23 protein-coding genes are annotated in these 22,900 nt (G+C 43.9%); 15 read left to right on the top strand and 8 right to left on the bottom strand.

Features of this window, described 5'->3' with window-relative positions:
• Nucleotides 1-63: 63 nt before the first annotated feature.
• Genes purC through dapA form a run of 3 tightly spaced genes read right to left on the bottom strand, consistent with a single transcriptional unit; the run spans nt 64 to nt 2,791 of the window.
• Nucleotides 64-777: a phosphoribosylaminoimidazolesuccinocarboxamide synthase gene (gene purC, locus ACOJR9_RS10275; protein WP_420932901.1), complete on the bottom strand. Its 714-nt coding sequence runs from the start codon at nt 775-777 to the stop codon at nt 64-66.
• 12 nt (nt 778-789) lie between these two features.
• Nucleotides 790-1,893 (bottom strand): outer membrane protein assembly factor BamC, encoded by a 1,104-nt coding sequence (gene bamC, locus ACOJR9_RS10280; protein ID WP_420932902.1) that lies wholly within the window; start codon nt 1,891-1,893, stop codon nt 790-792.
• Nucleotides 1,894-1,906: 13 nt separating this feature from the next.
• Complete coding sequence (gene dapA, locus ACOJR9_RS10285; protein WP_420932903.1) at nt 1,907-2,791, bottom strand: 4-hydroxy-tetrahydrodipicolinate synthase; 885 nt, start codon at nt 2,789-2,791, stop codon at nt 1,907-1,909.
• 178 nt (nt 2,792-2,969) lie between these two features.
• On the opposite strand from dapA, the gene ACOJR9_RS10290 reads away from it, so the two are divergent.
• Together ACOJR9_RS10290 and bcp are read left to right on the top strand one after the other, a co-directional pair.
• The gene (locus ACOJR9_RS10290) at nt 2,970-3,527 is read left to right on the top strand and encodes a glycine cleavage system protein R (protein ID WP_420932904.1); all 558 of its coding nucleotides are present in this window, start codon (nt 2,970-2,972) and stop codon (nt 3,525-3,527) included.
• Nucleotides 3,505-3,972, top strand: coding sequence for a thioredoxin-dependent thiol peroxidase (bcp, locus tag ACOJR9_RS10295; protein ID WP_420932905.1), 468 nt, complete (start codon nt 3,505-3,507; stop codon nt 3,970-3,972). The genes ACOJR9_RS10290 and bcp overlap by 23 nt, the downstream gene beginning before the upstream one ends.
• Nucleotides 3,973-4,104: 132 nt before the next feature.
• Here the strand turns inward: bcp and ACOJR9_RS10300 are convergent, their stop codons facing one another.
• A complete protein-coding gene (locus ACOJR9_RS10300; RefSeq protein ID WP_420932906.1) occupies nt 4,105-5,178 on the bottom strand; it encodes an AI-2E family transporter in 1,074 nt (357 codons plus the stop codon).
• 302 nt (nt 5,179-5,480) lie between these two features.
• On the opposite strand from ACOJR9_RS10300, the gene ACOJR9_RS10305 reads away from it, so the two are divergent.
• Nucleotides 5,481-6,944: a M48 family metalloprotease gene (locus ACOJR9_RS10305; protein WP_420932907.1), complete on the top strand. Its 1,464-nt coding sequence runs from the start codon at nt 5,481-5,483 to the stop codon at nt 6,942-6,944.
• 7 nt (nt 6,945-6,951) lie between these two features.
• On the opposite strand, the gene ACOJR9_RS10310 is transcribed toward ACOJR9_RS10305, so the two are convergent.
• Nucleotides 6,952-7,509 carry a TlpA family protein disulfide reductase gene (locus ACOJR9_RS10310; RefSeq protein ID WP_420932908.1) on the bottom strand — a complete coding sequence of 186 codons (558 nt, stop codon included), beginning with the start codon at nt 7,507-7,509 and terminating at the stop codon, nt 6,952-6,954.
• Nucleotides 7,510-7,740: 231 nt separating this feature from the next.
• On the opposite strand from ACOJR9_RS10310, the gene arsC reads away from it, so the two are divergent.
• From arsC to ACOJR9_RS10325, 3 genes are read left to right on the top strand one after another with little or no spacing between them, the layout of a single operon-like run.
• On the top strand, nt 7,741-8,094 hold the full coding sequence (gene arsC, locus ACOJR9_RS10315) for an arsenate reductase (glutaredoxin) (protein ID WP_420932909.1): 354 nt from the start codon (nt 7,741-7,743) through the stop codon (nt 8,092-8,094).
• Entirely contained in the window at nt 8,094-8,726 is a 633-nt protein-coding gene (gene wrbA, locus ACOJR9_RS10320; RefSeq protein WP_420932910.1) for an NAD(P)H:quinone oxidoreductase, read from the top strand. Before arsC ends, wrbA begins: the two co-directional genes overlap by 1 nt.
• A 1-nt stretch (nt 8,727) precedes the next feature.
• Complete coding sequence (locus tag ACOJR9_RS10325) at nt 8,728-9,147, top strand: DUF2069 domain-containing protein (protein WP_420932911.1); 420 nt, start codon at nt 8,728-8,730, stop codon at nt 9,145-9,147.
• Nucleotides 9,148-9,292: 145 nt separating this feature from the next.
• Here the strand turns inward: ACOJR9_RS10325 and hda are convergent, their stop codons facing one another.
• Both hda and ACOJR9_RS10335 read right to left on the bottom strand, forming a co-directional pair.
• Complete coding sequence (gene hda / locus ACOJR9_RS10330; protein WP_420932912.1) at nt 9,293-10,030, bottom strand: DnaA regulatory inactivator Hda; 738 nt, start codon at nt 10,028-10,030, stop codon at nt 9,293-9,295.
• Between the two features lie 6 nt (nt 10,031-10,036).
• Entirely contained in the window at nt 10,037-11,428 is a 1,392-nt protein-coding gene (locus ACOJR9_RS10335) for a DUF2066 domain-containing protein (RefSeq protein WP_420932913.1), read from the bottom strand.
• Nucleotides 11,429-11,767: 339 nt separating this feature from the next.
• Here ACOJR9_RS10335 and purM point away from each other — a divergent pair, with 339 nt between their 5' ends.
• From purM to fadE, 4 genes are all read left to right on the top strand, one after another.
• Nucleotides 11,768-12,811: a phosphoribosylformylglycinamidine cyclo-ligase gene (gene purM, locus ACOJR9_RS10340; protein ID WP_420932914.1), complete on the top strand. Its 1,044-nt coding sequence runs from the start codon at nt 11,768-11,770 to the stop codon at nt 12,809-12,811.
• A complete protein-coding gene (purN, locus tag ACOJR9_RS10345) occupies nt 12,808-13,458 on the top strand; it encodes a phosphoribosylglycinamide formyltransferase (protein ID WP_420932915.1) in 651 nt (216 codons plus the stop codon). The genes purM and purN overlap by 4 nt, the downstream gene beginning before the upstream one ends.
• The gene (locus tag ACOJR9_RS10350; RefSeq protein WP_420932916.1) at nt 13,418-14,170 is read left to right on the top strand and encodes a DUF3108 domain-containing protein; all 753 of its coding nucleotides are present in this window, start codon (nt 13,418-13,420) and stop codon (nt 14,168-14,170) included. Before purN ends, ACOJR9_RS10350 begins: the two co-directional genes overlap by 41 nt.
• A 437-nt stretch (nt 14,171-14,607) precedes the next feature.
• On the top strand, nt 14,608-17,070 hold the full coding sequence (gene fadE / locus ACOJR9_RS10355) for an acyl-CoA dehydrogenase FadE (protein ID WP_420932917.1): 2,463 nt from the start codon (nt 14,608-14,610) through the stop codon (nt 17,068-17,070).
• A gap of 184 nt (nt 17,071-17,254) precedes the next feature.
• Here the strand turns inward: fadE and ACOJR9_RS10360 are convergent, their stop codons facing one another.
• A complete protein-coding gene (locus tag ACOJR9_RS10360) occupies nt 17,255-17,890 on the bottom strand; it encodes a response regulator transcription factor (RefSeq protein WP_420932918.1) in 636 nt (211 codons plus the stop codon).
• Nucleotides 17,891-18,063: 173 nt separating this feature from the next.
• Here ACOJR9_RS10360 and cmoA point away from each other — a divergent pair, with 173 nt between their 5' ends.
• The 5 genes from cmoA to ACOJR9_RS10385 all read left to right on the top strand — a co-directional run bounded on the left by cmoA (nt 18,064) and on the right by ACOJR9_RS10385 (nt 22,899).
• Entirely contained in the window at nt 18,064-18,795 is a 732-nt protein-coding gene (gene cmoA / locus ACOJR9_RS10365) for a carboxy-S-adenosyl-L-methionine synthase CmoA (protein ID WP_420932919.1), read from the top strand.
• Nucleotides 18,796-18,902: 107 nt separating this feature from the next.
• On the top strand, nt 18,903-19,886 hold the full coding sequence (gene cmoB, locus ACOJR9_RS10370) for a tRNA 5-methoxyuridine(34)/uridine 5-oxyacetic acid(34) synthase CmoB (RefSeq protein ID WP_420932920.1): 984 nt from the start codon (nt 18,903-18,905) through the stop codon (nt 19,884-19,886).
• Nucleotides 19,887-19,981: 95 nt separating this feature from the next.
• On the top strand, nt 19,982-20,851 hold the full coding sequence (locus ACOJR9_RS10375) for a kinase (RefSeq protein WP_420932921.1): 870 nt from the start codon (nt 19,982-19,984) through the stop codon (nt 20,849-20,851).
• On the top strand, nt 20,851-21,660 hold the full coding sequence (locus ACOJR9_RS10380; protein WP_420932922.1) for an HAD-IIB family hydrolase: 810 nt from the start codon (nt 20,851-20,853) through the stop codon (nt 21,658-21,660). The genes ACOJR9_RS10375 and ACOJR9_RS10380 overlap by 1 nt, the downstream gene beginning before the upstream one ends.
• Nucleotides 21,661-21,672: 12 nt before the next feature.
• Entirely contained in the window at nt 21,673-22,899 is a 1,227-nt protein-coding gene (locus ACOJR9_RS10385; RefSeq protein WP_420932923.1) for a glycosyl transferase, read from the top strand.
• The last annotated feature ends 1 nt before the right edge of the window (nt 22,900 follow it).

The following is a 22,900-nucleotide window of genomic DNA, read 5'->3' on the forward strand; positions in this document are numbered from 1 at the left end:
TTACTCAAAACAAAAAGAGGACCCTACTAGGTCCTCTTCGCTAAAACGTATGACGATGAGCGATTACAACGATAAACCCAAGCGTTCAGCTACTTCGATGTAAGTTTCTACTACCGAGCCTAGCCCTTGTCTGAATCGGTCTTTGTCCATTTTCTTGCGTGTCTCTTTGTCCCACAAACGACAGCCATCAGGCGTAAACTCATCACCGAGAACAATGTTACCGTCGCTGTCCACACCAAACTCGAGTTTGTAATCAACTAGCAGCATGCCAGCATCATCGAACAACGCCTTCAGTACATTGTTAACTTTAAACGTGAGGGCTTTCATCTCGCTAATCTGCGACTCAGAAGCCCAACCAAAGGAGATGATATGAAAATCATTTACCATTGGGTCGTGGAGCGCATCATTCTTAAGGAAAAATTCAAAAATGGGGGGATTAAGCGTTTGACCTTCTTCAACGCCAAGTCGACGCACAAGGGAACCCGCTGAGAGGTTTCTCACGACACATTCTACCGGGATCATATCAAGCTTCTTCACTAGCGATTCGGTGTCGGAAACAAGGGCTTCCACCTGCGTGGCAATGCCTGCATCCTCAAGCTTGTTCATAATGAAATGATTAAACTTGTTATTCACCTCACCTTTGCGGTCGAGCTGCTCTATTTTTTCACCGTCAAACGCTGATGTATCGTTTCGAAAGTGCAGTATCAGCTTATCGCTGTCATCGGTGTAATACACCGTTTTTGCTTTACCACGGTAAAGCTCGTCGCGTTTTTCCATTCTCAGTCTCAGTTATATATCAAGATTATCTTCTGACATGACCTCAGCAAATGCATCGTAAAGGTCGGAAACCTGATTGGCTTCAAACGGGGTACTCTCATTGTCCATGAAGGTTACAGACGTTCTAGAGTCACCTGCTTTTGCCACTTTCAAACGGTAATCACCCTTTTGGAGTAACTTATTATCGCCTGAAAACAAATCATTCCACCAATCGCCCTCTGGACCACTATAGGTTACAAACAACAGACCGTTGGATTTGTCTAAGTCTTTCACGTTAAAACCAAGCTTGCGCAACACAAGCAGCATACGAGGCCAAACGATGTCGTACTGAGATTCAACCACGTAAGCAGGCTCACCATCGGCGTTAAATCCCATCTCGGTTTGGATACCCTTGCGAATGCGCGCTATACGACGGGTTTGCTCTAGCCGGATTTGATACTCATAATGTCCAACAACTTGGTTGAGGACGCTCACTTCTTCGCGGCGCTCGTCCAATTCCGATACCTGCTCAGTAACTTCGTTGCCGATAGACTTCATATAATCTTTGAGATCTACGCTAAGCGCCGCACTTCGTCCGTGGGGTTTCACATTGAGCTTAAACTCGAAACGACGGCCGATTTCACTTTCTTCATCAACAATACTATACCAAGGGCCATCAACATCTTGCTTCACTACCATCCAATCGGTAATGAGTACGCGCGCCTCAGGGTCAAACGAATCAACGCCTATCCCTTTCTCATCAAGATAGCTGAGCAATGAATTCCAAATTGCTTCACTGAGAGGCTGACTATCGTCTACTTGGTCAAACCAAATCGTTGCAGTGTTGGTCCCCTCTTCAACGTGAGAGCCTGTAACCAATGGCAAAACCAACGCAGGCGATTGCACCGGCAATATTTTACCCACTAGCTCTTCGTTAGCCCCTTTGCCTAACTCAGGGAGCGCAAATTCGCGAGAAAAAGCCGGTTTGTCTAAATCGGATGGTATTTTGAGTTCTTCTTGCTTTTCCGTCTCTAAATATTTATAGCTGCCTGAGGCGGTTTTTCTTTCTATTTGGCTTGTACAACCCGCAAGCGCAACAATCGCTACTGTACTTGCTATAGCCAGCGTTTTATTCATCTGTGTTCCTTAATTAACCAGAAATCAATGCGTATTTTTGTAATAGTTCTTCGATACGTTTTTGACTTGATAGTTCCGGCAATACCATTGGTAAACGCATAACAGCGCTTTCCATCATGCCCATTTTATATAATGCCCACTTAGGCATGACAGGGTTTGGCTCAATAAACAATTCGCTGTGAAGCAGTTCGATAGTTCTATCGATGTCACGGCATTTGTCGAAATCGTTATTAAGCGCAGCCTCACACATTTGTGAAATAGCCTTAGGAGTAATGTTCGCTGTGACTGAAATAACGCCGTGACCACCTTCACACATAAATTGGCTGCTTGTGCCGTCATCTCCGCTCAGAATTACAAAGTCGGAAGGTACCAGTGGCAGCGTTTCTTTTAAACGCGAAATATCACCTGTGGCATCTTTTAATCCAACGATATTTTTGTGTACGGCAAGCTCTGCAACCGTTTCAGGCAACATATCGGCAACGGTTCTGCCTGGCACATTATAGAGAATAACAGGCTGTTCGCTGGCATCGGCAATCGCATTGAAGTGCGCCACCATACCCCGTTGCTGGGGCTTGTTGTAATACGGAACGACACTTAAGAAACCGTCTACACCAACTGCACCAAGCTGTTCTGTTAGGAAAATAGCCTCTGCTGTAGAGTTTGCCCCACTACCGGCGATAATAGGAATGGCACCAGACGCCATTGCTACTGTCTCTTTAACCACATTTACGTGTTCGTCAAAGGGAAGTGTCGCTGATTCACCGGTTGTTCCAACGGAGACGATCCCGTGCGTTCCTTGTTCAATATGAAACTTAATGAGTTTCTCTAAAGACTTATAATCTATATCGCCATTTTCGAACATGGGTGTGACGAGTGCGACGTAACTACCAGTAAACATAATCTCTCCGCAAAATGTGAGCGCACATGTTAATTATCTCAGTGCGCAAACACAAGCGGTTGCGCGGGTAAATAGACAAGAATTTGACAATAACTTATGCAATGACGCCAAAAAGGCACTAACTTAACAAAAAACTCTATGCTAACATCCCGCCATCGTTAGGTTTAAAGTGAATTTGATGTCTAAACACCAACTAATCGTTACACTTTTAGGTACTGACAAAAGTGGCATTTTAAGCGAAATCGCCACTGCGGTTTCGCAGGCTCAATGCAATATCCTCGATAGCCGACAGGCAGTCTACGGGAGAGAATTCTCTCTCACCATGATTATTGAGGGAAGCCAAAGCGCCATCACCAAAGCAGAGTGCACTCTACCCGCGGTCATACAGCGTTTGGGCTTGCTATCAATGATGAAGCGAACAAGCCACCACGAAAAACAAAACCTCGCTAATCTACTCAATGTTGAATTCAGTGGTCAAGATGCAGCAGGTTTAATTCAGTCGGTTACCGGTTTTTTTGCAGCGCGCGATGCGATAATCAGCGCTTTCAGACAACGCACTTATCAAAAGTCAGATCATAACGTTATGCGGTGTAAATTTGTGGTATCTATCCCCACATCAGAAAACGTTGAACAGTTAGAATCTGATCTAATGACCCTGTTTGCTTCGTTAAATGTGACGGGCAAAGTGGCAGACAAACAGAAAAAGGATCCTAATGAAAACACTACAAGCTGGTAATAAAGCACCACAGTTCTCTCTTTTAGATCACAATGGCGAGACGGTCTCGTTGACCGATTTTGCGGGTAAAAAAGTCTTAGTCTATTTTTATCCGAAAGCGATGACGCCTGGGTGTACCGTACAGGCGCAAGGGCTTCGTGATATCCAGAGCGAACTGCGAGCAAAAAACATTGTGGTACTGGGCATTAGTCCTGATGCGGTGAAACGCTTACCAAAGTTTATCGAAAAAGAAAGTCTTAATTTTACCTTACTATCAGACGAGGATCACGCTGTGGCAGACGATTTCGGCGTTTGGGGTTTGAAGAAGTTTATGGGAAAAGAGTACGACGGCATCCACAGGCTAACGTTTTTAATTAATGAAGAAGGCACAATTGAACATGTTTTCGATAAGTTCAAAACGAAAGACCACCATTTAGTGGTGCTAGATTATGTAAATAATGCTTAATGGCTTATAGCGATAGCCTGTAGCGTATAACGAAAAGTATACGGCGAATGTATAACTCGCCAATAGCAAATGTTAAAACGGTTGCATGAAGAAGCCCCTCAATATAGGGGCTTTTTTAGCAGTACATCTCTACTATGCGACTTCTGGCGTCTCTTTTACGGGGTTACTCGACCACGCGTTTATCACTGCCTTGACTAACGTTGCAAGTGGAATCGCAAAAAATACGCCCCAGAACCCCCATAAACCGCCAAACACCAAAACAGCAACAATAATGTATAAGGGGTGCAAGCTCACTGCTTCAGAGAACAATAGTGGCACCAGTAGGTTTCCATCTAGCCCCTGTATAACTCCGTAGGCAAGCATGAGATACCAAAAATCGGGGCTAATACCCCACTGAAACATAGCTACAATGGCAACCGGTATGGTAACCACAGCAGCGCCGATGTAAGGAATTAACACAGAAAGCCCCACAAGAACGCCCAATAAAATGGCGTAGCGTAAATCCATGAGAACAAACGTAGTGCAGCTGATAATGCCTACGATGACAATTTCAATGACCTTACCCCGAATATAATTAGCAATTTGAGAGTTCATTTCGTGACCCACTTGGGTGATTAAGCGCCTTTCCTTTGGAAGTAGTCTAGAGATACTGTCTAAGAAAAATATCTTGTCTTTCAACATAAAAAATATCATCAGGGGCACGAGCACCATGTAAACCAGCAGTGCAGCCACATTGGCAATATTGCTAAACGACACGGAAATAAGCGTCTCTCCAACCTCAACTAACTTATCGTTTAACCCTTCCATCATTTGATGAATTTGATAAACCTGAACATAATCGGGATATTTGTCTGGTAATGTTAAGATCCACTCTTGAGCTTTTTGCCAGATAAGTGGCGTCTCCTGAATAAGGTTTACGCTTTGCTTGGAGATAATAGGTACAAGGCCAATTAGCGTAAGAATCGTGATTGTAATAAACCCTAAAAGAACAACGCCACACGCTATTCCCCTTCCTACTCCCACCCTTATCAACCTTGTGACGGGCCAATCGAGAAGGTACGCAATAACCGCAGCGACCAAAACAGGCATAATGAGCTCGCCCCACAGCAACAAAACCGAGGTGCTGAGCAAAATTAAAATCAGCAGCATTGCTGCATCAGGATCGGAAAATTTGCGTCGGTACCATCGACCAAACACGCTAATCATATCAATATCCAGAAAATACAAAGAATAGGACACGCATCATAGTTTATCGGATAGCGAGATAGCAATAAGTAGCAGATAAGAATCTTTCTAAATCAAACTGGTATGACATTACTAACGTACTAGAAATTATTAAGGTTAATTGAGAAGACCAGTTGCGCTTATTGTGCATAAGTAGAAATAATGTAAAGCATGGTGCACAATGACACTGGTATTATTAGTGAAATATTCAAAGAAAAATGAAACTGTTTAATCACTTATGGTTCAAACAACACAGTAAACAACATTGGTACACTTGTAGATTCATGAGAAAAAAATTATCTGCGCCGTTTATTATGCTCTCTTGTGCTCTCGTCCTAAGCCTGTCGGCTATTGCTCAAGATATGAATTTCAGCAATAAAAATACGTTACCTGAAATTGGTGTAGTGGCCTCGGACGCTATTTCTCTTGATAAAGAAATGATTATTGGCGACGCTGTAATGCGCCAAATGCGGGGTCAAAGCCCAATCATCGCCGATCCTGTGTTAGATGAGTATTTGCAGGACTTAGGCAACCGTCTTGTAATTCATGCAGATAATGCCAAGTTTCCCTTTCAATTTTTTTGGGTCAATAACGATGCCATTAACGCATTTGCTTTTTTTGGCGGTCATATTGGTGTTCATACAGGGTTGATGCGACGTGCAGACACAGAGAGTGAACTTGCATCAGTACTCGCTCATGAAATCTCTCACGTTACTCAGCGTCATATTGCGCGAAGAATGCAAGCACAAAAACGAGCTTCCCCTTTGGCCCTTGCCTCACTGATAGGCGGGATACTCATTGCTATTGCCAACCCACAGGCGGGCATGGCTGCCATGCAAGCTGGCTCGGCAGCCTCAGCACAATTGCAAATAGATTATACTCGTTCCAACGAGCAAGAAGCAGACAGAATTGGTATAGCAATGCTTGCCAGGGCCGGGTTTGATCCAAGAGGAGCTGCCAGTTTTTTTTCAACCATGGCCGAAGAATACAGAATGGTCTCACGACCACCGGCTAGGTTGTTAACTCACCCTTTGACCGAAACCCGTATTGCTGATGCTCGAAGTCGTGCCAACGATTATCCAAGACGCTACTTACCTATTAACAAGCAGTTTGAATTAGCAAAGGCGCGAATAAAGTCTCGATACTCTTTCGATAAGGATTATGCGCTTGAATATTATCAGGCCGCCGTTGACCAACAAGCACAGCGCAGCAGAGAAGCCTCTTTATATGGGTTAGTTCTTGCCTATATGCGAAATGAAGAAAACGGGAAAGCCCAGGAGATATTAAACAAGCTTTTGGAAAAAGACCCTTCTAACCTTTTCTATCTTGATGCGGCAACGGATATACATATTGCCCTTGGTGAACCGTTAAAAGCAATAGAAATGCTAAAGCCTCACGTTACGCATAACCCACGAAATCAAGTATTGGCCCTGAATCAGGCAAATGCCCTCATTACCGCCCAGAAATATGATGACGCTATCATATTGCTAAAAGACTTTTTACTGGTGAAAAAAGATTACCAAGTGGCGTATCAAATGATGAGTGAAGCCTATCAAAAAGCGAAACGCTTTTCTCAAATGCATCAGAGCAAAGCAGAGGTATATGCGCTCTATGGAGCCTATAATAGAGCGGTAGATGAACTGCAATATGCCTATAATTTTGCTGGTGATAACCATTTGCAGAAACAACGTATAAGGGCTCGCATTAAACAGTTTAGAGATCAAGAAGACCGATTAGAGCGGCTCTAACCAAAACTCAAGCGGCTTTGTCAGCCGCCATTTTCAACTGGTGAATTCGCTCTCGGAGTGCTTCTTCTGACACTTCACCCATTATGGTATCTACCACTTTTCCCTCTGGGCCTACGATAAATGTCGCTGGCAGATACGGTGGTTTTTCCATGGGAAGCACTGTGTTTTCAGACGCGAAAATAATTGGCACTTCAATGGTGTATTTATAGGCCATCTCAGTCAGTTGTGTAGATGTTTGCCTGTCGTAGTTTATTGCAAAAAGCAGTGTATCCTCAGGCAGGTTTTGGTTAAAGGCGTTTAACTCGGGCATTTCGCGTAGACACGGCGCACACCAAGGCGCAAAATAGTTGATTACGGTCCACTGCCCTTCTAGTTTATGCCATTGGTAACCTTCCCCATTAACCGTTTCAAAATCGCTTTGCTGCGACTGATAGGTGAAGATACCAGCGCATAGCGCCAGTAAGATCACTACAACGAAGCCAAACCCTCTCACGGCATTCGTTTTTGTTTCTGTTTTTGTATCAAGGGCTTGTGTTGTGTGAGTTGGCTTAACGTTGTTTTTCATAAGTGTTTTCCATATGTTCTTCTTCAGAACTGTTGCGAACAGTATTTTTTCAATTCACTATTTGACGGCGCACTTATCTCAGAGCTCGCTTATCACAAGTTATACGCAAAGTTAAAGTAGTACGAAACCTAGATGGCGTTCAACATTTTTCGCCTTCTCTCTGATTACTGCTTGAAAATAAAAATCAAAAACGCAATAGTCTGCGCAAAATATCAAAGTAAGGCTTTATTCATGACTCAAGTCACTATCATCCACAATCCACGCTGCTCGAAAAGCAGACAAACCTTAGCATTGCTTGAAGAAAAAGGGATTACGCCCAACGTTATTGAATATTTAAAAACTCCGTTGAGCCTTGAAGAGGTTACGTCAGTGTTTAAAAAACTTAACGTTGAATCGGTTCGCCACATGATGCGTACAAATGAAGTAGAATATAAAGAAGCAAAACTGATGGCTGCAGACGTTGACGAACATACTTTATTACAAGCAATGGTTACCACACCTAAATTAATTGAGCGCCCTATTGTGATAAACGAAAACCATGCTCGTATTGGTCGCCCACCTGAAAATGTGCTGGAAATAATATAATGAAACCTGTTCTTGTCCTTTATTACAGTCGCCATGGAAGTACCAAGCGTTTGGCAAACGCTATTGCACAGGGTATTGCTTCAACCGATGTTCCTGTTATCGTACGAACGGTACCTGGCTTGAAAGTAGAGGCGCAAGAACAAGGGGACAGCGCTGTAATTGTGACCGATGAATCTGAACTGGATGTGCCTGTGGTGACACTGCAAGAGTTAGAAGATTGTAGTGCACTGGCCCTCGGAAGTCCTACACGCTTTGGCAATATGGCAGCGCCAATGAAGTACTTTTTAGACACAACAAGTAATATGTGGCTTAAAGGCTCCCTCATAGGCAAACCTGCCTGCGTATTTACCTCATCTTCTTCTATGCATGGCGGTCAAGAGTCTACGCTACTGTCTATGATGATTCCGCTTTTACACCATGGGATGATGCTGTGTGGCTTGCCGTACAGTGAACCTGAGCTTCATACGACCACAACTGGCGGTAGCCCTTACGGGGTCACTCACGTGGCACATACCAATCTGAAAAATTCACATCAATTGAGCGACGATGAGAGGTCACTGTGTGTGGCACAAGGCAAACGCTTGGCTTCATTTGCTCAACAACTTTATACACCTACTCATTTGGAGAATTAGAATGGCATCTGATACGCGCTTTTTTCGTTATTTAGCGCTCGTAAGCCACACCTTACTGATTGTATGGTTAGTGTTATGGCAATTTACCTTTACTAAAGTACACACCTATTCGCCTGCGTTCATTGTATTGATTTATCTATTGCCCCTGCTGTTACCATATCGCGGCGTGTTGAAAGGCAAACCCTATACTCATGCATGGGCGAACTTTGTTGTACTTTTTTACCTTATCCACGCTTGCACCGTAGTGTATGCAGTACCCGCAGAGCGTTGGTATGGCGTTGTTGAGTTAGTGCTTTGCACCACTATGTTTGTTGGCTGTGCAGCATTTGCAAGAAAAAGAGGTCGTGAACTTGGTTTGGGTATCAAAAAACTGAAAGAAGAAATGCAGGAAGAAAAAGAGTATTTCGAGCAACAAAAATAGTCACTTTACGAAGAGTTAGTTTGTTTACCGAATGCAGAGCGGCGTTCCATCACACACCCTGAGTGTAGGTTTGGGTGTAAACGTGAGCGAATACGTAACGATGGAAACGCTGCTCAACACAAACGGTTTCTTCCACAAAACAGTATTACTGAATACCTAACTCTCGCTTTACCATGGCTACCGACAATCGCTTTTGTTCCTGTAAGGAGCGTGTATCTAGCCGACCAAGCAGCGTCATTAAGCTTTTCAAATCTCGTTCATTGTGATGCAGAAGAAAATTAAGGGCTTGGTCAGATAACTTCAGTCCTCTCTCTATTGCTCTAAGGCGCACTGCCCTTTCTTTTCCATCATCGCCAAGTGGGTTGATATGATATATCACGCCCCACGCTAAACGTGAACGTAAGTCAGGCAGTGAGAATGCCGGGTTTGATGGACCTAAATGACTGGTACATAGTACTAACGTACCCTGGGTCTCAATAACTCTATTGAGTAGGTCAAATAACGCCTCTTCCCATTCTGCATCGCCGGCAATTGCATGAACGTTGTCTAGTGCAATTAACGACAAGTTCTCAAGTCCGTCAAAAATATCACGGGACCATGCTTTATAATTATTGAGGTTTAAGTACAAATGACTCACACGTTTATTTGCAAGTTGGTGGCACGCTGCAAATAGCAAATGACTTTTGCCTGTACTGGTCGAACCCAATAAAGTAACAAGGGGAAGTTTAAGAGATACTAGCTGTCCCAATGACGATGAGGTACGCCAGCGTGGTAAGGCATCGACAATATCAGTTAACAAAGTAACTGTTTCTTCATTACCATCACCCACGAAACTATCGAAGTTTTCATCAATGGGCAGTGTCACGGGTAAAGGTAATTGCATAAATAGTCAATTATTCCAATAGAAACTGAAACCTTCCATAGGTTGGCCGTAGGCATCAGTTACAGGTCTAAGTTTAGCTTCTAGGCCAACCGTGTTCATGAGATCTTCTGTCGTACCAATAAGTGTAATGGAAAACGTAGCGACGGTGCCTCGCTGAGCCTTAAGGTTCGCACTTTCAATCACGCTTAAGGTTCTAAGATAACGACTCAGATTTGCATAACTTTCAATCGTTCCGACATTAGCAACGGATATTTCAAGCGTTTCACGGTTCGCATTACTTATACCAACAACGGCGTACTGCGATGATAGATAATCCGCGTAGGCATCCGCTAGTGCGTTACCAAGTGAAGCGGGTGAATCATCATAAATACTGCCGTAACTTACGCTGTCGTTACTTATGAAAACCCAATCAAGCCCAAAATCTCCCTCTTCAGAGCGATTGGCATACGCTTCAAATTCGTCCATCGTAAAGGGGGTAAGTCCTGGTTTAACTGCATTCTCACTGCGTTCACTCATTCCGTCATTTGTGCCGGTGCGAGAGACGTCAGTTTGTTCATCTTGGCTATCACTTTCATAGTTAGCCTCTTCAAGAAATTCTTCACTATTGACCGTCTGATCTGCCACTGATTTGGATTGCGCACTGGTTTCGTTATCTAAATAGTTGTTGGAGTTAAAGTCAGCAACAACCTCAGCGTTGGGCAAGTCCGGAACAAACGAAGAATCGTTTTTGTAAACACGAGCGGCAATAATGTTGTCTACGCTATATCTGCGAGATGCCTCACGCACTGGCTCAACGAAACGGCCCCACACATCATAAGTGGTAATATTGACATTATCTGTTAAATCCATAAGAGGTAGGCTTATCGGTATTCCCCTCTCTTTTGCTGTGGCTCTAAGCGCCGCTGCGATTGGAAAATCCAAAGACTCGTCAATAATACGCTTATTTTCATTGTTGTCTTGCACCGCCAGCCATATGAGCGTCTCGGGCCTTCTATCGCCCCACAGGGGCAGCATTTCACGTTGTAGAATTTCACCCACTTTGGCGGTATCAAATTCAGCTACATAATAAGTTTGATTACCTTCATAGGAATAACGATATGACCGAAGTAACGACTGAGGTGAAGATAAAGCTGCTTTTACACCTGGATTGCTGAGAGAGTCAGTGGACCCAGACATCTTCAAAAACACCTCTCGTAATGCCTGTTTAGCTGCTTTTTGCTGAGCGCGAGAGCTTTGATCCTCAACGAGAATTTTCGCTTCATTTACCACTATTCGCTGGGCAGCGCTTGCAACAAATGAAGCGCTGACGAGAGCGAAAGCTATTGCAAACGTCACTAATAAAGAATGGTACGGTTTCATCAAATGGTCCGTCTCGGCGAGTGAGAATGTCCTACTCATTGTCAATGTATATGCTCCATCTTCGCTTTACTGTTGTTTCAACACTATTTGTCAGCAGTAAGTGTATTCTCTTTTATATTGCGTTTCATTTCACCCTTAAACCAACAAATATTTCAATCGACAGTGAGTTAAGGCGCTGCAGACTGACTTAACAACCTTTTCATCATCGAGGAAAACGGCATATCAGAGAAGACACCAAATTAGATATTTTATGCAGTGCGCTATAGCGTGAAGAGGATAATCTAAAAAAAGGCCATAAAATCACCGCTACAAATTGGACTTGTGTCAACTAACTGGTAGAATCCGCGGTTTTCTACCTCTTAGTTCCAAGGCCCAACCGTGAGCGAAAATAAAACCTCTTTAAGCTACAAAGACGCAGGCGTAGATATTGACGCAGGAAATCAACTTGTAGAGCGCATCAAATCAGTCACTAAAAAAACCCACCGACCTGAAGTAAAAGGTAATTTAGGTGGTTTTGGCGCGTTATGTGAGTTACCTACTAAATACAAAAAACCACTGCTTGTTTCTGGAACCGATGGCGTAGGTACTAAGCTTCGCGTGGCTATGGACGCGAATCGTCATGATGGCGTAGGTATCGACCTAGTAGCCATGTGTGTTAACGACCTCATTGTTCAAGGCGCAGAGCCGCTGTTCTTTCTGGATTATTACGCCACAGGCAAATTAGATATAGATGTTGCAGCGTCGGTAGTGACTGGTATTGGCGCAGGCTGTGAACTAGCAGGCTGTGCACTGATTGGTGGTGAAACCGCCGAAATGCCGGGAATGTATCACGGCGGCGACTACGATATTGCTGGATTCTGTGTGGGTGTTGTTGAAGCAGAAAACGTCATTGACGGAACAACCGTTAAGCCAGGGCAAAAGTTGATAGCCTTGGGCTCATCAGGCCCCCACTCTAACGGGTACTCGTTAGTGCGTAAAATTATAGAAGTGAGTGAAGCCGACGTTGATGCGGAGTTAAACGGCAAGCCTATTATCGATCACCTTCTTGAGCCCACACGCATCTATGTTAAGTCTGTGCTTACCCTGTTAGAGCAAATTAAAGTGAGTGCAATCTCCCATATTACCGGTGGCGGTTTCTGGGAAAATATTCCTCGCGTGCTGCCTAACGATGCAAAAGCGGTTATTGACGAAAGCACGTGGGAATGGCCAGAGATTTTTTCTTGGTTACAAACTCAAGGTAATGTCACCCGCCATGAAATGTATCGCACCTTTAACTGCGGCGTTGGTTTAGTGATTGTTGTTGACGAAGGCGATGTTGAGAGCTCACTAGACATACTCAAGAGTCAGGGTGAGAATGCATGGCTTATTGGTACTATCGAAGCAAAAGATAGCGACGGTGAACAAGTAGAGATAAACGGGTGAGCAGCACTGTGACAAAACTCTGCGTACTCATTTCTGGTAACGGTAGTAATTTGCAGGCGATTATCGATGCAATTGCTGCCGGCCGACTCAATGCCGTAGTGAGCGGCGTTATCAGTAACCGTCCAAATGCTTATGGATTAGAGCGAGCAGCAGATGCCGGTATTGACGCCATCTGTCTTGATCACACCGACTTTGACGACAGAGCCTCCTACGACGCCGCTTTAAGAGCGCAGATTGAGGCCTTCGGTGCAGATTGTGTGGTACTTGCAGGTTTCATGCGAATACTCACCCCTGAATTTGTTGATGCATTCGCTGGAAAATTAGTGAACATTCATCCATCATTGTTGCCTAAGTACAAAGGTTTACATACACATCAGCGTGCTATCGATAACGGTGACGAGGAACACGGGGTTAGTGTTCACTTTGTGACACCAGAACTCGACGGCGGCCCTGTTATTATTCAATGCAGAGTGCCAGTGTTTGAAGATGACGTTGCAAGCGACTTAGCTGAGCGTGTACAGGAGCAAGAGAGGCGTATTTACCCTCTTGTTCTGAGCTGGTTTAGCGCAGGCAGGTTATCGATGCGAGACAATAAGGCTATCTTAGATGAGCAAGAGCTTCCAGAAACAGGTTATGCGAACGAATAATGCGCTAGCAAAAAACGTATTAGCGACGCTATTTATCTTATTAAATGCGGTATCAGCGAATGCACTCGCTGATACATCGCTGACTATTGAGCCCTATAAAGCCACCTACACTGCATATAAGTGGGGTAACGATGTGGGCCAAGCCTCCATCGAGCTCTCCCAATTAGGCGAAGAAAAATATTCGCTTATTTATACTTCTAAAGTATCGAAGTTTTTCCTTTCTGATAAACGCAGTGAACACTCAATTTTTTTGATTAAGGGCGATGATATTGTACCGTCTGAGTACTATTACAGTCGCTCCGGCACCGGTCCAGATAAATCATTAGAAGTGTCTTTCAGTCATCAGGGTAACGGTAAAATAACGGTTGATAATGGCGATGCTTTAGAATGGGATGGTGAGTTTGATAATCAAATTTACCGTTTAGACTTAGCCAAACAACTGGCTAGAGGTGAAACATCACTGACTTACGACTTTATTAATTATCGCGGTCAGCGCAGGCAATACGGCGTTGAGGTTGTGGACAACGAAACGTTGAAATTACCCTATGGCGATTTAGAGACGGTGAAAGTTAAATTAATTCGCGATTCTAAAAAGCGCGAAACTTTTGCTTGGTTTGCACCTTCATTAGGCTATGCCCTAGTTAGATTACAACAATTTAAAGAAGGCGAAGAACAAGGTGATATCAAATTAAAGGCATTTGAAACGCTTTAGCCCATTGCTTCACAAGCGGTCAAACTTTGTTTAATTAGCTTTGGTAAACCGGTCTTGAAATGAGCTTTTTGGCCTACCTATTCTTCCCCCAAAAGCCGCTACCTGCGGCCTCTTTCCATCATTGCGCTCTTATTACTTAAATAATAGTAGACACTATCTAAGGGGCATGTCCCTATCGTCGCTGTGGGTTTTGATCTGAATTTTTCAGTAACCGCTATACTTTAATTAACCGCCTATTATTTACGCCGTGATTAGTAGATTATTCATGTAAAAATCTTGATCTTTCGGCCATTAAATAATAGGTTTAAGGCATGCTGGTCTGACCTCAAAATATAGTACAGAAAACATGGTCCTAGGCAACTAAATACAGGCAGGCAATGTTTCAGCGTTCAAAATTTCAGACAAGTGTATTGTTCTAGGCCTTTCAGGAGTGATGTATGGCAGATTTTATATGGTTTTTATTGGTCGTTGTGACACTAGCAATAGCTAGCTATCAGCGTACTACCTTGGTAACAGCGGTTGCTATGGGTGCAGGCGTCATGGTTTTAGGCACCTTTTTCGGTGACATCGGCCTCTTAGGCTGGGTAGTGTATTTAGCACTCACACTTCCTCTCACGCTGTCGAATATTAGACAACAGTACATCTCGAAAAAATTGTTGGCATTCTACCGCAAGGTAATGCCTGAAATGTCGAGCACTGAACAAGAGGCTATCGATGCCGGTACTGTCTGGTGGGATGGCGATATATTCAGTGGTAAGCCAGATTGGGACAAGCTACACCGCATCCCTAAAGGCCGTTTAACCGCAGAAGAACAGGCGTTCTTAGACGGACCATGTGAAGAAGTATGTTCTATGGTGGACGAATGGCAAATCAACCATAAAGACGCCGATCTGCCTCCTGAAATTTGGCAGTTCCTTAAAGATCATAAATTCTTCGCTATGATCATTAAAAAAGAATATGGCGGTTTAGATTTCTCAGCATTTGCTCAGTCTCGTGTTTTACAGAAACTGGCAGGTGTTAGTGCTGTCCTTTCAAGTACGGTAGGTGTGCCTAACTCATTAGGTCCAGGTGAGCTGCTACAGCACTATGGTACTAAAGAGCAACAAGACCATTATTTACCAAGACTTGCCGCTGGTGACGAAATTCCATGTTTCGCGCTAACGGGTCCAGAAGCGGGCTCAGATGCAGGCGCTATTCCAGACGTTGGTATAGTGTGTAAGGGCGAGTTTAACGGTGAAGAAGTGTTAGGTATGCGTCTTACGTTTAGTAAGCGTTATATCACCCTCGCACCAGTTGCTACAGTTATTGGCCTTGCATTTAAACTGAAAGATCCAGACGGCTTACTTGGCGATAATGTCGATCCAGGCATTACTTGTGCGCTTATTCCTCGTGATACGAAGGGATTGGAAATTGGTCGTCGTCACTTTCCACTGAATACGCCATTTCAAAATGGTCCGGTGAAGGGCAACGATATTTTCGTCCCTATTGACTACATCATCGGTGGGCCTTCAATGGCTGGTCGCGGATGGCGTATGCTGATGGAATGCTTGTCTGTTGGTCGTTGTATTACCCTACCTTCTTCTGCTGCAGGTGGTGCTAAATCAGTATCACTTGCTACAGGTGCTTATGCGCGAATTCGTCGCCAGTTCCGTATGCCGGTTGGTCATATGGAAGGTGTTGAAGAGATGCTAGCACGCATTGGTGGTAATGCTTACCTGATGGACGGCGTAACCCGCTTTTCTACGGTGGGTGTAGACCTTGGCGAGAAGCCTTCTGTTATCTCAGCGATATGTAAATACCATTTGACGGAAAAAATGCGTCAAGTCATGGACGATTCCATGGACGTTCATGGTGGTAAAGGCGTAATGCTTGGACCCAATAACTATTTAGGTCGTGGCTACCAAGGTGTGCCCATTTCAATCACGGTTGAGGGCGCAAATATTTTAACTCGCAACATGATGATATTCGGACAAGGCGCAATGCGCTGCCACCCATTTGTGTTGAAAGAACTTCAAGCCGCTGCCATTGAGGACAAGAAAGACGCACTTATTGCCTTCGATAAAGCCGTATTTGGTCACATTGGTTTTGCAGTAGCGAATACTGTTCGCAGTATTTGGTTCTCACTGACGAACGGAGCATTCAGCAGTGCCCCATTTACCGACGAAACAGCACGCTATTACAAACTAATGCAAGGTTACAGTGCAAACTTAGCGCTACTAACCGATGTGTCTATGGGTGTACTTGGCGGCGATCTTAAACGTCGCGAACGTTTGTCTGCTCGATTGGGCGACATTCTAAGCGGTATCTATATGGGTAGCACAACGCTGAAGCGCTTCGATGAAGACGGTCGTTTAAAAGAAGACCTTCCTCTTCTGCATTGGGCAATGCAAAACACATTGCACGATATAGAAACGGCTATCGAAGACTTCCTTGCTAACTTCCCTAACAGAGCCATTGCAGTAGTGTTACGCGTGATGGTACTTCCTGTGGGACGTCGTGTTGGCAAGCCATCAGATAAGACTGAACATGCCATTGCTACAATGCTTCAGACGCCGTCATCGGCACGTAGCCGTCTAGGTTATGGACAGTACCTAAGCCGTGAAGACGGCAGCCTATTCGGCGACCTTGAGCAAACGCTTGATGATGTGTTGCTAAGCGAGCCTGTGTTTGACCGCATTTGTAAGCATAAGGAAGCAAAACTTCCATTTACTCGTTTGGACGTGTTAGCAGATGAAGCCTTAGCTGAAGGTATTATTGATAAAGCTGAAGCTGAGTTACTGCACAAAACGGAAGCCGGAAGACTGCGCACGATCAATGTTGACGACTTTGACCACGAAGAACTTGTGGCCAAGATAAACTCAACAAGTACTGCGAAGAAGCGAAGTGGTAAGGCTGCATAGCTTGTTGCTGTAGACGTTTCGTTTTCTCAAGTTAGGCCGCATTACAGCGGCCTTTTTTACCTCTGCTTTAATGATTGTCCTTTATTTGAGGCATAAAAAAACCGAACATAAAATTCGGTTTTTTGGTAAGGCTACGCTAAATAAGCTGTGTCGTTACTTTGAATAAAAACCTAGCTAGCATTTGTTAGCTGAGTTGAAGTTTATCCATCAGCAATACCGCTTGTGTGCGAGTGTTAATTTCTAACTTGCGGAGTATTGCGCTAATATGCGCTTTAATAGTCGCTTCTGTGACATTCATCTCGTGAGCGATTTGCTTATTCATGAGACCTGCACGTAAATAAGACAAAACTTGAATTTGTTTTGGCGTCAATTCTCTAAACCTTTTAAGCAGGAGTTTAAGTTCATCATCCACTTTCTCTAATTGCTCACCTACGCCATCAGGTAACCACTTTTTGCCAGCAATCATATCAACAATAGCTTGAGCAATTTCTCGTGTTGCAGAAACTTTGGGAATAAAACCCTGAGCACCCAAACTCATTACCTGAGCAACAACTTCAACACCATCACTACCAGAAATAACACCAACGGGGATGTTTGGATATTGCTCTCTCAACGTAATTAATCCATTGAAGTACTCCCCACCGGGCATGTTCAAATCAAGAAGTACTAGCTTGATATCTTCAAATTCGCTAAGTCTATCTTGGGCAGTCTCTAAACTTTCCGCTTCAACGATTTGAGCATTTTCGAAATAAGGGGTAAGCGCACCACTCAATGCTTCTCGAAACAACGGATGATCGTCTGCAATTAAGATTCTAGTCATTAACGTACTACGTCCTTTTTATAATATGGGTATAGATTAATACTTTAGACTAGTTACTAAAACCCCTTAACCGCAAAAAACCTCTAAATTAAGTACATATTTTGCGTTTTGGTTTGGCATTTTCGTTTCAAACGGTAAAATTGAAAGCCTGAATTCAAAACCAAGGGAAACACGTGAAGAAACACGACAACATTTTTGCCACCCCGCTGAACAAAGTCACCGACTTTAAATTTGATGAATCTGTGGTGGATGTGTTTCCGGATATGATTCAACGCTCGGTGCCGGGCTACGAATCTATTATTCACGCTATCGGTGAACTTGCTGCAATGAAAGTAACCGTTGGTAGCCGTGTTTATGACTTGGGCTGCTCTCTTGGCGCCGCAAGTCTATCGGTGGCAAGAGCAACAGACAACAAATCCTGTGAAATTATCGGCATTGATAGCTCTGAGGCAATGGTAGAGCGCTGCAAGCGTATTGTGCAAACCTTTTCATTGCCAAACCCCGTTAGGGTTGAACAAGGAATGGCCCAGGATATTCAAATTGAAAACGCCTCTATGGTGATAATGAACTTCACTTTGCAGTTTATTCCCCCTTCGGACAGGGAAAGTCTGCTTAAACGAATTTTTGACGGCTTGAACCCTGGGGGCATATTGGTTCTATCTGAAAAAATTCGCCATCCTTCAATAGCTGGAAATGAGCTTCTAATCGACTTACATCACCAATTCAAGCGCAATAATGGCTACAGCGAGTTAGAAGTCAGTCAAAAACGTGCCTCGCTAGAGAAGGTTATGTTGACCGATACATATGCAGAGCATGAGCAAAGGTTAGGCAATGCCGGATTTGACGAGGTCGTAATGTGGTTTAAGTGCTACAACTTCACCTCTATTGTTGCCCTTAAGCGATAGGTTTAAAACCTCGAGTCACTTTTATCACTTTATCGGCACCCATCATTTCTTTTAGCTACACATGACGTTATCAACATTTTATACACTAAGAGCACAATGAGAACACAATGAGCAAATTAGCGCAGACATGGTTTAACGACTGCTATAAATCTCTGTTAGATAGCCCTCTTTCAGCGTGGCTTCAAACACTTCCTTCACAGCTCAACACATGGCAGCAACACAATAAGCACGGTGAGTTCGATAAATGGTGTCGACTTCTTGCAAAGTTGCCGCAGACATCACCCAGCACTATCGACTTGAACAGTAGTGTTACTATAGGTAATGCTGCTGATATTAATGAATACACCCAAAAGCAAATCAGCGGATTAATGAAACAATTTATGCCGTGGCGTAAAGGCCCGTTTTTCGTACACGATATTCATATTGATACGGAATGGCGCTCTGATTGGAAGTGGGATCGCGTGGTACCTCATATTGCGCCACTTAAAAACCGACACGTGCTCGATGTGGGCTGTGGCAGTGGCTATCACATGTGGAGAATGCTGGGTGAACAGGCTTCAGCGGTCTATGGCATCGATCCCACACAGCTGTTCTTAATTCAGTTTCAAGCCATTAAGCATTTTATTGGACAACAAAATATTCATTTTTTGCCTATCGGCATTGAAGATATGCAACCGCTTAACGCTTTCGACACTGTGTTTTCAATGGGAGTGCTCTATCATCGCAAAGACCCCATGCAGTTTCTTACTCAATTGAAAGACCAACTGCGCAGGGGCGGCGAATTAGTGCTAGAAACCCTCGTTGTTGATGGTGATGAAACCACAGTACTAATGGCAGGTGAGCGCTACGCACAAATGCGCAATGTTTGGTTTCTTCCCAGTGCGAATGCACTGATGGTGTGGCTAGAGCGCCTTGGATTTGAAAATATACGCGTGGTCGATATTAACCACACCACCCTTGATGAACAGCGCTCTACGGATTGGATGGAGACTCAGTCGTTGAAAGATTTTCTCAACCCAGCAGATATTACCCGCACCATTGAGGGATACCCTGCACCACAACGAGCCGTGATCGTCGCTAACAAAAAGTAATTTAGCTCATCTTTATGTTAATCGCTTTGTTGGCATAGATGTTGTAACCCTGACCAGCTATGGAGTGCTAATTCTGTATTGATTAGGGTAACAACATGGATATACATGGCTTTTTAACAGCCCACCATCTGCCAAGTAGTTATGCAGACACTGCACAAATGTGGTTCATTCCGCTGTGTAAACTGCTACTAAAGCACCAAGAAGGTGCAAGGAAACCTCTTATTGTTGGCATTAATGGTTGCCAAGGTTCAGGAAAGTCTACGCTCACCAGTTTTATAGAAACCTACTTAATATCTGAATACGATATGCGAGTAGTCTCACTTTCCATCGACGATTTTTATCTCGATAAAAGCCATCGCAACGCTCTAGCAATAAAAGTACACCCGTTGTTAAAAACTCGCGGCGTGCCGGGCACCCACAACATACCATTAGCCCTCAACACGTTTTCTATGCTTGAAAACGGCGAACGTACACTGCTTCCAAGGTTCGACAAAGCAACAGATAACCCCTTTCCCACATCACAATGGCCGGTAGTGGACGGTATCCCTGATGTCATCATTTTAGAGGGGTGGTGCGTGGGCGTCTCGCCGCAAGACTCATCATACTTAAAACAGCCGGTAAATGAGTTGGAAAGCGTTGAAGATTCATTGTGTACATGGCGCTCTTATGTGAACAGTGAACTATCCCGTGAGTATCAAACACTTTTCAGTAAGATAGATTACAGTGTAATGCTAGCCGTGCCCTCTTTCGACAGCGTACTACATTGGCGTTTAGAGCAGGAACACAAGTTGGCAAAAACGTCCAAAGGTGAAAAAGCCGGCATCATGAATGATGATGAGGTTGCTCGTTTTATTCAGCATTATCAGCGTATTACAGAGCATGCATTGCGTACACTTCCAAAAAATTGTGATACGGTTTTTTACTTAGACGAGCATAGAAATATCACACAACAGGATTTGAAGTAATGACAAAAACGCTTGTTTTCACCGACATGGATGGCACATTGTTAGACCATCACACTTACTCTTTTGAGGCGGCGAAACCGGCTTTAACTGCATTGGATAATAAGCAGATCCCCGTTATTCCAACCACCAGCAAGACCTTTGCAGAGCTCCAGCCACTCAGAGAGAAAATTAATTTAACAGGCCCATTTATTGTAGAAAATGGCGCTGCCATTTTTATTCCCCACGGATTTTTTAAACAAAAGCCAGCCGGTACGGTATGGGTAGACGGCTATTGGTGTAAGGCGTTCATATCAAGCAAAAACCACTGGATTAAGCTGTTAGAGAAAATTAGCGGTGATTTTGAAGGGAGCTACAAACAGTTTTCTAAAATGTCTATTGAAGAAATCCAAGACAGTACCGGTTTAGATGAATACTCAGCCTCCCTTGCCGCTAAGCGGCAGTTTGGTGAGCCCATTCTCTGGCAAGGACGTGATGACCAAAAACAAAAATTTCTTAAAGCTGTATCACACAGAGGCGCATTTCCTTTAGAAGGAGGCCGATTTATTCACGTTTCCGGTAACTGCGATAAAGGTCAAGCACTAATCTGGTTAGCCAAAGAATACCAAAGACAAAATGGTGTTAGCGTAAAAACCATAGCCCTTGGAGACGGAAATAACGATATTGCCATGCTAGAAGCGGCAGATATCTCAATACGAATTTTATCACCGGTAAATCCTCCGCCAACAGTAAAAAAAGAAGAGGTATATACCAGCACCCTCAACGGTCCAGAAGGTTGGACTGAAATGCTTACTCAATTGCTATCTTTATAATCAGGAGCACACATGGCTGATTTTTATCAAAACGGTGTTATCACTACTTTACATAACTTATCGCGCAGACCTACAGAAGACTTAGAGGCTGAACTTCTCCAATTTTCTAAAAAACGCCCGATGGCATTAATTTTGCCATCACTATTTTCTGAACTTGAAGGTGATGCATTACCTCATATCATCGACGAACTGACATCAGTACCCTATTTGGCTGAGGTAGTTATCGGACTAGACAGAGCCAATGAAAAACAATATAAACATGCGCTCAAATTCTTCGATAAATTACCGCAACACCATCGTGTGTTATGGAATGATGGGCCGCGCCTAAAAGCCCTAGACGAAGAGTTACAGGCACAGGGTTTAGCACCTAAAGAAATGGGCAAAGGAAGGAACGTATGGTACTGCATGGGTTACATACTGGCTTCGAACCGCGCTGAATCTGTCGCACTTCACGACTGCGATATTGTGACTTATGAAAAAGACTTACTTGCCAAACTGATTTATCCTGTTGCTAATCCCAACTTTAACTACGAGTTCTGTAAAGGTTTTTACGCCCGTGTCGCCGACGGTAAAATTAATGGTCGGGTATCTCGACTACTTGTGACCCCGCTTCTGAGAGCACTTAAACGCATCATGGGCGACAATGAATATCTCGAATTTATGGACAGCTTTCGCTATCCACTCGCAGGAGAGTTTTCATTCAGACGTGATGTATTAAACGACATTCGCATTCCTAGTGACTGGGGATTGGAGATAGGCGTCTTGTCTGAGATGCACCGCAACTATTCACATAATCGTTTATGCCAAGCCGATATCTGCGACATTTACGACCATAAGCACCAAGATTTATCACTGAATAATGATGAAGGCGGCTTATCAAAGATGTCTATCGATATCACTAAAGCCATTTTCAGAAAACTAGCGACTCAGGGCTATACATTTAGTAATGAGATGTTCCGCTCAATTAAGGCGACGTACTTTAGGATTGCACTCGACTTTATCGAAACTTACCACAACGACGCGGTAATGAACGGTTTAACGCTAGATATTCACAGCGAAGAAAAAGCAGTAGAGATGTTTGCGAGTAACATCATGAAAGCGGGTCAAAATTTCTTAGAAAATCCGATGGAAACGCCGTTTATACCAAGCTGGAACCGTGTAACAAGTGCGGTACCTGATATTTTAGAACGCCTACTTGAAGCGGTTGAAGCTGACACCGCAGAACATATGGAGAAATAAC

This window comes from Alteromonas ulvae (genome assembly GCF_048987005.1).
Lineage (GTDB): Bacteria > Pseudomonadota > Gammaproteobacteria > Enterobacterales > Alteromonadaceae > Alteromonas.